Consider the following 11870-nt stretch of genomic DNA (forward strand, 5'->3'; position numbering starts at 1 on the left):
CGCATACCTGCTATGGCAAACCCGCATGCCCGCCCTGCACGCCAAACTGCGACTGACGCCACAGCTCGAACACCCGGTTGCGCAACCAGCGATGCTCGGCCGAAGCCTGCAGCCGCTGGTGCCACACCACCCAGTAGCGCTGGCTATGCTCGATAAAGCCCAACGGCCGCCAGGCCAGGTCATGCAAGCGGCAAAGTTGCCGGGCGATGTGCTCGGGCACGGTGGCCACGGCCTGGCTGTTGGCAACGACCTTTACGGTGGCGGAAAAAAACGGCACTTCCAGGCTGACACGGCGCTGCAGGCCTTGGGCGCGAAGGTGACGGTCGATGAAACTGTCCTTGTCGCCACCGCCAGAAATCCGCACATGCTTGTGCGCCAGGTAATCGGCCTGGCTGAGCGAGGTGTGGGCGGCCAGCGGGTGATCGTGGCGCATCAGGCACACCGCGCGGTCCTCACCCAGCAAGCGCCCGTGCAGGTTGGGTGGCGACTCGTCGAACAAGGTGGTTGCCAGGTCGATTTCGCCGCTGGCCAGCAACGCATACTGGCCGGCCTGCCAGGTACGGTACTCCAGCGATACGCCGGGCGCTTCGTGTTCCAGCGCGGCCACCAGTAACGGCAGCATGTGCTCGGCCACGTAGTCCGAAGCGGCCAGGCAGAAACGGCGCTCACAGCGCGCTGGATCGAATACGGCGGGCTGGCGCAGGGCGTGCAGTTCTTCGAGGACCTGGCGTAGCGGTTCAACCAGGGCTTCGGCGTATTCGCTGAGTACGTAGCCGCGGCCTTGGCGAACCAGCAACGGGTCGTCGAAGGCTTCGCGCAGGTGGGCCAACTGGCGGCTGAGGGCCGACTGGCTGACGCCCAGGCGCTCGGCGGCGTGGCTGAGGTTTTTCAACTGCAGCAAATGGTCGAGGGTGCGCAGGTGGGCGAGGCTGAGGGAGGCGAAGGTGGGGTTCATGCAGGCTGCCTGCGGTGGCATTCAAGGGCCTATTCGCGGGCTCGCCCGCTCCCACAGGTTCACTGCTGTGCCGGAAGCTGCGGTGAACCTGTGGGAGCGGGCAAGCCCGCGAAGGGCCGCAAAGCGGCCCCGGATACACACATTAGTCAGTGAGGCCGACGTAGACGTTCTGCACGTCATCGTTCTCGTCGATCGCTTCGAGGAACGCTTCAACCTCAGCCAGTGCTTCAGCACTCAGGCTGGCTGCGCTCACCGGGTTCTTCGGGGTATAGCCGATTTTCGCCGCGGTCACGGTGAAGCCGTGCTCCGGCAGGGCCTTCTGCACGGCATCGAGGTCAGTGGTGTCGGTAATGAACAGGGTCGAGCCCTCTTCTTCACCTTCTTCGAAGTCCTGAGCGCCGGCTTCGATGGCAGCCATTTCCGGGTCGGCGTCACCTTCCGGGGTGGCTTCGATCAGGCCGACGTGGTTGAAGTCCCAGGCCACCGAGCCGCTGGCACCCAGCTGGCCCTTGCGGAACAGCACACGGATTTGCGCGACGGTGCGGTTGACGTTGTCGGTCAGGCACTCGACGATCAACGGCACCTGGTGCGGCGCGAACCCTTCGTAGGTTACTGCCGAGTACTGCACGGCATCACCGTCCAGACCAGCGCCCTTGCGAATCGCCCGCTCCAGGGTTTCACGGGTCATCGAAGCCTTCTTGGCTTGCACGATGGCCAGGCGCAGGCGTGGGTTCATGTCGGGATCGGCGCCCGATTTGGCAGCGATCTGGATTTCCTTGGACAGCTTGCCCATGACCTTGCCTTTGGCATTGGCCGCTGTTTCTCTATGTTTGGCTTTCCACTGTGCGCCCATGTCGACTCTCTTGTTTCAGCGGCCGGTTCAGGAAGCGACCGGCCAAAAGTGGGGGCATTTTATACGCCCTCGAGCATGGGATCGACAAGAAATCTCATCAGCCTTTATCGGCTTTGCCCGCCGCCGCCGCAAACCGCGCCAGGCGCACATCCAGGCGACGCGGCCGCAAGCCGTGATCCTCGGCGCGCTCCTTGCGACGGATGGCATTGCGCACCATCAGCGAGCCCAGGTAGCGGATCGGTTCGGGCGGGAACAGCCCCAGCGGCCCCTTGACCAGCGGCGAACGGGTCCACGGGTTATCCAGCCCCAGCGCCAGCGACGAAAGAATCTGCCCGCCCATATGACACGGGCCAACGCCGCTGCCGGAGTAACCAAAGCCGTAGAACACGTTGCCCTGACCGTCCAGGCGACCAAAGAACGGCAAGCCGGTCACCGAACGGTCCGACGGCCCGTTCCAGCTGGCCGCCAGTGGCACCTCGGCCAAGGCCGGGAAAAACTCGCCAAGGGTTTCGCGCAGCAAGGGCCGGTACGGCGAAGGCTGGTCGAATACCGGCAGCATGCGCCCGCCATACGCGAAGGTGTTGCCACCCTTGCCGAGCATCAGCCGACCATCAGAGGTGTTGTGGTAGTAATGCACGAAAATACGCGAGTCGAGCACGCTGATTCCGCTGTCCAGGCCGGTCTGGCCGAGCAGTTCGGGGCACGGCTCGGTGATCACCATGTCGCTGGAAACGATCGCCACACTGCGCTCGAACTGCGGGAAGGCGCGTGCCATCCAGGCATTGAGGCCCAGCACCACGCGGTCGGCGCGCACGGTGCCATGAGCGGTGCGTACCTGCACCGGGGCACCGTGCTCCAGGCCAGTCATGGCTGTGCCTTCATGAATGCGCACGCCGCGTTGCAAGGCCACCCGACGCAAGCCGCGCACCAGCTTGCCCGGCTGCACCGTGGCGGCGGCCGGCGAGAACCAGCCCTCCAGGTGCCGCGCCGAACCCGCCAGGCGCTGCACCTGCTCCAGTGGCAGGCGGCGGAACGAGTTGATCCCCTTGTGCTCCAGCGCGGCGATCACCGCATCGGTGGCGCCTATCTGGGCCGGGTTGGTGGCAGTGTACAACGTGCCGTCCAGCCGAAAGTCGCAGTCGATGCCATTGGCCGCGCAAAACTCGCCGATGCCGGCGATGCTGCGCTCCGACTCGCGCACCAGGCGCACCGCCTCGGCCACGCCGAACAGGCGTTCGAGGGTGAAGTACTTGGCCGACCAGGACAACGCGCAGCCACCATTGCGGCCACTGGCACCGGCGCCGCAGATGTCGGCTTCGATCAGCACCACCTCCAGGGCCGGTACGGCCTCCTTGAGCATCAGTGCCGTCCACAGGCCGGTATAACCGCCACCGACAATGCACACATCGCAACGGGTATCGCCTTGCAGCGGCGGGCACACCGCCTCCTGCGTGGAATCCAGGGCCTGTTGCAGCCAGAAGGGTCTCATTTGCTCGCTTTCCTTTCAGGTACGCAGTGGCTTGATTGCCATGCTGGTATTCGGTGCTACGTCGGTACTTTGTGCATTGCTGGCCGGGCGGCTGTTCCAGTGCGGTAACAGCACCAGCGCCGAGAACAGCGCGCAGCCAGCGAACACGATGAACACCGTGACGCCATCGAAGTAACCGGGTAGCAGCCCGCCCAGCACCGCCCCCACCGAGCCACAGCCGTTGACGAAACCTGCGGCGGTGGCGCCGGCCTTGGCGGTGCCGAAGTCGATGGCTGCAGCACCACTGATCATTGAGTCCGGCCCGTACAGGGTCAGGCCCATGACGAACAGCAAGGCCACCACCAGCATCACGCTACCGGTATGCATGGCCGCCATGAACGCCGCCAGGGTCATGGTCAGCAGCACCAGGCTGATCACGCAGGCCGGCATGCGCCGGGCGCCGAACAGTTTGTCGGAGGCCAGGCCGATCATGATCGGGCCTAGCAACCCCGCCAGTTCGAAGGCGGTCGGGATGATTGCCGCCCCCACCTTGCCCACCGATGGCATCTGTTCGAAGACAATCACCGGCCCCCACAACAGGATGGCGTAGCGCGCCGGCTTCAGCAGAAAGTACGCAAGCCCCAGGGTCAGCACCGTGCGGTTGCGCAGGATCTCCCTCAGCGGTGCCCACACGCTGCACAGGTTGTCCGCCGGGGCCATGCTCTGCGGCTCGGGCTCCACGGCCGGCAGGCCGACATCTTCAGGCTTGTTGCGCTGCAGGAAGAAAAACAGCACGGCCACCAGGGCCACCACCGCGGCACTGGAGAAGAACGCTGCGTGCCAGGTGCCCACCAGGGTATAGGCCCACCACCCCGCGAACGGTGAGGCCACCAGGCCGCCGAAGGCATAGCAGGAACTCCACAGGCCCAATACCCGCCCGCGCTGCGAAGCCGGGAAGAAGCTGCCGATGTTCTTGCACAAGCCGGCCCAGCCGGTGGACTGCGCCAGGCCCTGCACCAGCATGCAGGTGGCAAAGATCGGGAAGGTGGCGTAACTGCCCATCACCACTGCCGCCAGTGCAGAAATCAGCAACCCGCCAAGCACCACCACACGCGGGCCGAAGCGGTCGGCGAGCATGCCCCAGGTGAACTGGCCCACAGCGTAGGCGGCCAGGTAGATGGCGTCGAGGTTGGCCATGGCGGCCTTGTCGAGCATGAAGCCTGGGTCTTCGGCAATGCCCAGCTTGGCTACCGAGAAGGCTTTACGGGTGAAGTAGAAGGCGGCGTAAGCCAGCCAGGTGATGGCGAAAATCTGGATGCGCCAACGTTTCAACGCGGCTAGGGATTGATTCATGTAAGTCTGACCTCTTGCTCAAGTGTGCCGGCAGAATGTGAAGAAACGCCTGTCTTGTTCTTGTGTTACGCACAGCGATGACGAGGCTGTCATCGGGTCAGATGGCGCCGTGTGGGTGCCATGGCCCAGGCGGTACTCGTGGTACCCGCATCGGGCTGACATTCATGGAAACAGTTGCGCTAAGATAAATAAAATCGATTTATCGTATTACACACATAAGCCCAGCTTGTTACTGAGGTCTGTCATGTCGCTTTCCCACGCACAACTGAAGGCCTTCCATGCGGTGGCCGTGCACGGCAGCTTTACCCGCGCCGCAGAAAAGCTGTTCCTTACCCAGCCAGCGGTGTCGGACCAGGTGCGCAAACTGGAGGAGCGCTTCGGCGTCTTGCTGTTCCACCGCAACAAGCGTTCGGTGCAGCTCACTGATCTTGGCGAGCGCTTGCTGGGCATCAGCCAGCGCCTGTTCGCCTGCGAGGTCGAAGCTCAAGAGCTGCTGCACGATTCGCGTGCGCTGCACACCGGCAGCCTGGTGCTGGCGGTGGATGCGCCGGTACACGTGCTGCCGCAGATCGCCCGCTTCTGCCAGCGCTACCCGGGCATCCAGGTGAAAATCGAGACCGGCAACACCGATGAGTCGCTGGCCCGCTTGTTCAGCTACCAGGCTGACCTGGCCCTGCTCGGCCGGGATGTCGATGATGAGCGCCTGCATTGCCTGCCACTGCGCCGCGACCCGATGGTGGCGTTTGTTTCGCATAACCACCCGTGGTCCAGCCGTGGCTCGATCAGCCTCGCCGACCTCGACGACACACCCCTGGTGCTGCGCGAGCCCGGCTCGGTGACGCGCCAGACGCTGGAAGAAGAGATGCAACGAGCGGGTTTGCGGATTCGCCCGGCGATCCAGGTGGAAGGCCGGGAAGCGGCGCGTGAGGCGGTGGTGGTGGGGATAGGCGTGGGGGTGGTCTCGGCGGCCGAGTTTGGCGCCGATGCGCGGGTGTGCGCGTTACCGATTGTGGATTGTCAGCGGCATTTGACCGAGACGCTGGTGTGCCTGAGCGAACAGCGTACGCGCCGGGTAGTGGCGACCTTTTTGCAGATGGTTGAGGAAGGGTTGTAAGCCTGTACCGGCCCTTTCGCAGCGCAAGGCTGCTCCTACAGAGGAATGCGATAACCTGTAGGAGCAGCCTTGTGCTGCGAAGAGGCCAGTGCAGGCCACCCGACTATGCTGGGATAACTTCAACCCCCGGGCACACTAACCATGCTCTACCGCCTGGCCGCCGACACCCTCGTCCTGCTGCACCTGGCCTTCATCCTGCTGGTGCTGTTCGGCGGCCTGCTGGTACTCAAGTGGCGCCCTGCCCTGTTCATCCACTTGCCGGCCCTGGCCTGGGGCGTGGCGGTGGAATGCCTGCACCAGGGCTGCCCGCTCACCACCTGGGAAAACCGCATGCGCAGCGCAGCCGGGGGCGCAGGCTACCAGGGCGGCTTTGTGGAGCACTACATCTGGCCACTGATCTACCCCGCCGGGCTGACACCGCACATCCAGCTGTTACTGGGCAGCGTTGTGCTGCTGCTCAACCTCGGCGTCTACAGCTACGTGGCCTGGCAATGGCACCGTCCTAGCGGGTAGCGATCACGAACAACCGCGGGAACGGCAGCAGCACCTTGCCATCGGTGGCCGGCGGGTAGTCGCGCTGCATGGCCTGCAGGTACATCTGCAGAAAGTCGCCCTGCTCCTGCTCGTCAAGCCTGGCCAGGTAAGGCCGCAAGGCCGAACCCTTGAACCACTCCACCACCGCTTCGGCGCCACCCACCAAAGGGTGGTGATAGGTGGTGCGCCACACATCCACCCGCGCACACAGCGGGCTGAGCAGGTCGTAGTAGAACGCCGCACCGTGCCGTGGCGGCAACTGGAAATCGGCGAATTTCGCCGCCCAAGGGCCTTGGCTGGCAATCTCGCGCAACTGCCGATGGGCTGGTTCGTCGAGGTTGTCGGGGGTCTGCACGGCCAGGCTGGCGCCTTCACTCAACTGACGCACCAGGTGCGGGTACAGCGAGGCGTGGTCAGGTACCCATTGCAGCGAGGCATTGGCCAGGATCAGGTCTTGCGGCTCTGGGGCGGACCAGCCGGCAATGTCGGCAATGACCGTGCGTACCCGCGGGATGCACAGCCGTTTGCGTTCGCGGGCCTTGTCGATCATGTCCGGGTCGCTGTCCAGTGCCGTCACCTGGGCATCGGGGTAGCGCTGCAGCAGCACCTCGGTGGAGTTGCCCGGGCCGCAGCCCAGGTCGGTGGCGTGGCGCACCGGCCGTGGCGGGATGGCGGCGAGCAGGTCGCGTACGGCACGGGTGCGTTCGTCTTCGAACAGGGAATACTGGTTGGCGGACCAAGCCATGTGGGGCTCCTTTTGGGCGGGCAATGTGCCTAGCATATGCCATCTGTCGACTGTGAGGGCCCTATCGCCGGAACTGACCGCCTATGCGTGAAGTCAGTCCATGTATGCGCCTGCCCATGAAGACCTACATCGCCCTCGCCATCCTGGCCCTGATCGCCGCCGCCGCCCTGCTCGGCTCGCCGTGGATGAACCAGCGCTTCCACATGCCCGCAGAAAAAACCCAGGCCCAACAACGCGAAACGGCCGGGTCCCCAAGGGAGCCGGCCGTTTCCAGGCACGAGTGACGCTTAGTGCTGCTTGCTGCTGCCAGAGCGGATCTGGTGCACCACGCCCATTGCCACCACGACTGCCGCCGCAATACCGGTGGAAATCACCAGGATCTGGTAGTCAGGCATGAAGGCCATGGTGACCAGTGCGGCCACGATGAACGCGATCACCAGGTAGGTCAGCCACGGGAACAGCCACATCTTCAGGCGCACTTCCTTGCCTTCGGCAATCAGCTTGCGGCGCATGCGCAGCTGCGAGAAGGCAATGACCAGGTACACCAGCAGGGCGATCATGCCGGTGGTGTTCATCAGGGTATCCAGCACGTCTTTCGGGCGCAGGGTTTCGCTGAAGTTGATCAGCGCACACACCACGGCCACGGCGCACGAGCCCATGATCGCGTATACCGGTACACCGGTGCCGGCGCGGGTGATCTTGAAGAACGACGGCGCATCACCCCGTTGGGCCAGGGAGAACAGCATGCGCGAAGCGGTGTAGTGGCCCGAGATCAGGCAGCTGCTCACCGAGGTCAGCACCACGAAGTTCATCAGCAGCTCGGCATACGGCACGCCCAGCAGTTCCAGGGTACGGCGATAAGCGCCATAGCCGGAAACACCCAGGTGCGGGTCGTTCCACGGTACCAGGCAGACGATCAGGAAGATCGAACCGACGTAGAACAGGCACACACGCCATACCACCGAGTTGGTGGCCTTGACGATCTGCGCGGCCGGGTCCTTGGCTTCGGAAGCGGCGATGGTGACGATTTCGGCGCCCAGGAAGGCGAACATCACCCCAAGCAATGCACCGATCACGGTGGTGATGCCATTGGGCATGAAGCCTTCGGCGGTGAGGTGGCTGATGCCACGCACTTCACCAAACTGCCAGACGTTCATCACGGCAGCGGTACACACGATCAGGAAGCAGACGATCGCGATCACCTTGATCAAGGCGAACCAGAACTCGAACTCACCGTAGTGCTTGACGTTGAAGAAGTTGACGGTAATCAGCAACAGGGTCGTGGCCAGCACGAACACGTTGACGCTGACATCCGGGAAGAAGCCGTGCAGGATCTTGCCCGCCACATAGGCTTCCCAGGCCATGAGGATGACCCAGTACCACCAGTACAGCCAGCCGATGGTGAAACCGGCCCAGCGGCCAATGGCGCGGTCGGCGTAGGTGGAGAACGAGCCGGTGTCTGGCGAGGACGTCGCCATTTCACCCAGCATGCGCATGATCAGTACCACCAGGATGCCGCCCGCCAGGTAGGCCAGGACAGCGGCTGGGCCGGCGCTGTGGATCACGCTGCCGGAGCCGACGAACAAGGCGCCGCCAATAACCCCGGCGATCGACATCATCGTCAGGTGGCGCGACTTCAGCGAGGCACTGAGCTTGCTCTCGTGCCCGCCTTTCGCGGTGGTGGTTGTGGATGTTGCGTCCATCAGTTGTGTACCCCGTGCTTCTTTTTATCCAAGGAAAACCGTGAAACCCCGATGGCTGGCGGTTTCACCTGTACATCAGTGCTAATGCGGGCAGGATGGTGTGAGCGAACACACGCAGGCCCTCCATGGCGGCCTGCTGACGCGCCCCAGGACGACTGCCTGAAGCGAACTGAACATGCTTTATGTGGCGATATCCGACACCTAATGTAAAAATGTCCGACGCAGAGAGCCATGCACAGTGGCATGAATCTCGCACTGCACTGTACAGGTCGCCCATGCAGTACACCCTGCAAACGCCAGGCGATACGCACCCTGAAGGCCCCGAATGTTCGAATTACATCCAGACTCCCCCACCCCGCTGGTCAACCAGATCATCGACGGGTTGCGTGAGTTGATCGACAACCAGACCCTCAAGCCGGGCGCCAAGGTCCCGTCTATACGCGCCTTTGCCGCGAGCTATTCGGTGAGCACCTTCACCGTGGTCGAGGCCTACGACCGCCTGGTCGCCCAGGGGCTGCTGGTGAGCCGTGGCAATGCGGGGTTCTTCGTCAACCGTGCGGCGGGCGAAATGCTGGACCGGCACACTACCGAGGCCGACGCCAGTCGACCAATGTTCAACTCCGAGTGGTACCTGCAGCAGATCTTCGAGATCCGTCAGTTGCCCTACAAACCGGGGTGCGGCTGGCTGCCCAACGACTGGATGTACGAAGACGGCCTGCGTCGCGGGCTGCGCCAGGTGGCCGGCAGCCCACTGGAACTGTCGGGTTACGGCGACCCCATGGGCCTGATGGAACTGCGTACGCTGACAGCGCAGAATTTGCAGCAAGAGCTTTCCATCGTCGCCAACCCGGCACAGCTGATGCTCACCCACGGTGCCAGCCAGGCCCTGGACCTGGCCGCCCGCACGCTGGTGCGCCCAGGCGATGTGGTGCTGGTCGACGACCCTGGCTACCCCAACCTGATGAGCATCCTGCGTACCCAGGGCGCAACCCTGGTAGGCGTGCCACGCACCCCGGCCGGTTACGACCTGAACCAGCTGGAGCAGTTGCTCACCCACCACCGCCCGACGGCGTTCTTCACCCAGCCGCACCTGCACAGCCCGACCTGCTCACGCACACCGCTGCCGCAGTTGCACCGCCTGCTGCAACTGGCCAGCCAGCACGGCTTCCGCCTGGTGGAAAACAACCTGTACGCCGACATGGTCACCGAACCGCAGCCATGCCTGGCCAGCCTCGACCACCTGCAGCAGGTGGTGTACGTGGGCAGCTACTCCAAGAGCATCTCGCCCAATGTGCGGGTCGGCTACATGCTGGCCAACCCCGAACTGATGCAGAAGCTGCTGCACCTGAAGATGCGCTCAGGCCTGACCACCTCGCAGGTGATGGAGCGTGTGGTGTACGCCGCGATCATCGACGGCCGCTGGCGCAAGCACCTCAAGCGCCTGCGCCAGCGGCTGGCCGAGGCGCACCAGGAAGTTGGCCGGCATCTGCATCGACTGGGCTTCGAACTGTTCACCGAATCGGATGAGGGCATGTACATCTGGACCCGCCACCCGGCGATTCCGGACAGTGCCGCATTGCTGGATGATGCGCTGGAGAAAGGCATCATGCTTGGGCCTGGGCAGTTGTTCATGGTCGATGCCAAAGCGACCGGGTGGATGCGCTTCAATGTGGCGTTCAGTACGGACCCGGCGATGTGGGAGTTGCTGGAGAAGGTGTTCGTCAAGCATGTGCGAAGGGGTGGGATGTAGTTCGCCACGACATCCTCAGCGTGGGTAAGGTTTGCAGGAACTTGTGGGAGCGGGCTTGTCCCGCGAAGGGGGCCTGGCGATACATGGCACCGGCTTTGCCGGTGTTCGCGGGGCAAGCCCGCTCCCACAGGGTCCCCCTATTCAATGAGTTATGTCGACACGGCCTGCACGTGCCAGCACAGCGTTCAGCAGTACATCCGCGCCCTGTCGGGCATCATCAGGCAGCACGTCCTCAGCCTCGTTGTGGCTCAGGCCACCGACGCAGGGGATGAACACCATCGCCGTCGGGCAGTACCGCGCCAACAGAATGGCATCGTGACCCGCCCCGCTGACAATCGATTGCTGCGCATACCCAAGGCCATCCACCGCTTGCTGCACGGCAGCCACGCAGTCGGCATCGAACGGGGTCGCCGGGCTCACCCAGTGGCGCTCGATACGCACTTGCAGGCCGCGCTGGCTGGCGATGGCTTGCAGCTTCAGGGTCAGCTCGCGCTCCATGGCTTCGATGGCCTCGTCGCGGTGATGGCGCAGGTCGACCGTGAACTGCAGCAGGCCGGGAATGGTGTTGCGCGAAGACTTGGCAATGGAGAGCTCACCTACGGTGGTCAGGCCTTGGGGGGAAAAGTCCGCTGCCAGTTGCTCGACCGCCTGGATCATCCGCGCAGTGCCGTACAGCGCATCCTTGCGCAGCAGCATCGGCGTGGTGCCGGCGTGTGCCGCCATGCCCTCGACCGTCACGTCCAGCCAGCGGATAGCCTGGCCACCACTGACCACGCCAATGGCCTTGGCGTTGTCTTCAAGGATCGGGCCTTGTTCGATATGCGCCTCGAAATAGGCATCCACCTCGCCGCCCAGCGGGCGTTGGCCGGCGTACCCGGTGCGGTGCAGTTCATCGGCGACGCTGACGCCATCGGCATCGCGAATGGCCAGCGCCTCGGCCAGCGCGAGGCTGCCGGTGAACACCGCCGAGCCAAACATGGCTGGGGTGAAGCGCGCGCCCTCCTCGTTGGTCCATACGGCAATTTCCAGTGGCTTGCGGGTCTGGATGTTCAAGTCGTTCAGGCGGCGCACCACCTCCAGGCCGGCCAGCACGCCATAGACGCCATCGAAACGGCCTCCTTCGGGCTGGGTGTCGAGGTGGCTGCCCATCATGACCGGGGCGGCATGCGGGTCACTGCCGGCACGGCGGGCGAACAGGTTGCCGATGGCATCTACCGACAGGCTAAGGCCCGCTTCGCGGCACCAGTGGCTGAACAGTTCACGGCCGGCTTTGTCCTCCTCGCTGAGGGCCAGGCGGCAGTTGCCGCCGCGGGCGGTGGCGCCGACTTCGGCCATGGCCATCAGGCTCGCCCACAGGCGTTCGCCATTGCTTTTCAACATATGCGGGTACTCCAG

At 64.1% G+C, this 11870-nt stretch carries 11 protein-coding genes; 4 read left to right on the forward strand and 7 right to left on the reverse strand.

Annotated features, from left to right (window positions below):
• Positions 1–10: 10 nt before the first annotated feature.
• From ACK1VC_RS15100 to ACK1VC_RS15115, 4 genes are all read right to left on the reverse strand, one after another.
• Entirely contained in the window at positions 11–955 is a 945-nt protein-coding gene (locus tag ACK1VC_RS15100; RefSeq protein ID WP_024717697.1) for a LysR family transcriptional regulator, read from the reverse strand.
• 142 nt (positions 956–1097) lie between these two features.
• Positions 1098–1808: a YebC/PmpR family DNA-binding transcriptional regulator gene (locus ACK1VC_RS15105; protein ID WP_016486024.1), complete on the reverse strand. Its 711-nt coding sequence runs from the start codon at positions 1806–1808 to the stop codon at positions 1098–1100.
• 97 nt (positions 1809–1905) lie between these two features.
• A complete protein-coding gene (locus ACK1VC_RS15110; RefSeq protein ID WP_191087491.1) occupies positions 1906–3297 on the reverse strand; it encodes an FAD-dependent oxidoreductase in 1392 nt (463 codons plus the stop codon).
• 15 nt (positions 3298–3312) lie between these two features.
• Positions 3313–4629 (reverse strand): MFS transporter, encoded by a 1317-nt coding sequence (locus tag ACK1VC_RS15115; RefSeq protein ID WP_016486022.1) that lies wholly within the window; start codon positions 4627–4629, stop codon positions 3313–3315.
• 244 nt (positions 4630–4873) lie between these two features.
• Here ACK1VC_RS15115 and ACK1VC_RS15120 point away from each other — a divergent pair, with 244 nt between their 5' ends.
• Positions 4874–5743 (forward strand): LysR substrate-binding domain-containing protein, encoded by an 870-nt coding sequence (locus ACK1VC_RS15120; RefSeq protein WP_023048826.1) that lies wholly within the window; start codon positions 4874–4876, stop codon positions 5741–5743.
• Between the two features lie 141 nt (positions 5744–5884).
• On the forward strand, positions 5885–6256 hold the full coding sequence (locus ACK1VC_RS15125) for a DUF2784 domain-containing protein (protein ID WP_191087490.1): 372 nt from the start codon (positions 5885–5887) through the stop codon (positions 6254–6256).
• Here the strand turns inward: ACK1VC_RS15125 and tam are convergent.
• Complete coding sequence (gene tam / locus ACK1VC_RS15130; RefSeq protein WP_016486020.1) at positions 6246–7022, reverse strand: trans-aconitate 2-methyltransferase; 777 nt, start codon at positions 7020–7022, stop codon at positions 6246–6248. The genes ACK1VC_RS15125 and tam overlap by 11 nt on opposite strands.
• Positions 7023–7126: 104 nt before the next feature.
• On the opposite strand from tam, the gene ACK1VC_RS15135 reads away from it, so the two are divergent.
• A complete protein-coding gene (locus ACK1VC_RS15135; protein WP_016486019.1) occupies positions 7127–7306 on the forward strand; it encodes a hypothetical protein in 180 nt (59 codons plus the stop codon).
• Between the two features lie 3 nt (positions 7307–7309).
• Here ACK1VC_RS15135 and ACK1VC_RS15140 read toward each other — a convergent pair whose 3' ends face one another.
• On the reverse strand, positions 7310–8725 hold the full coding sequence (locus ACK1VC_RS15140) for an amino acid permease (protein WP_016486018.1): 1416 nt from the start codon (positions 8723–8725) through the stop codon (positions 7310–7312).
• A 325-nt stretch (positions 8726–9050) separates the two neighbouring features.
• Between ACK1VC_RS15140 and ACK1VC_RS15145 the strand changes: the two genes are divergently transcribed.
• Entirely contained in the window at positions 9051–10475 is a 1425-nt protein-coding gene (locus tag ACK1VC_RS15145) for an aminotransferase-like domain-containing protein (RefSeq protein ID WP_016486017.1), read from the forward strand.
• 141 nt (positions 10476–10616) lie between these two features.
• Here the strand turns inward: ACK1VC_RS15145 and ACK1VC_RS15150 are convergent, their stop codons facing one another.
• Positions 10617–11855: a Zn-dependent hydrolase gene (locus ACK1VC_RS15150; protein ID WP_023048829.1), complete on the reverse strand. Its 1239-nt coding sequence runs from the start codon at positions 11853–11855 to the stop codon at positions 10617–10619.
• Positions 11856–11870 lie beyond the last annotated feature (15 nt).

Source organism: Pseudomonas sp. XP2 (genome assembly GCF_053557975.1).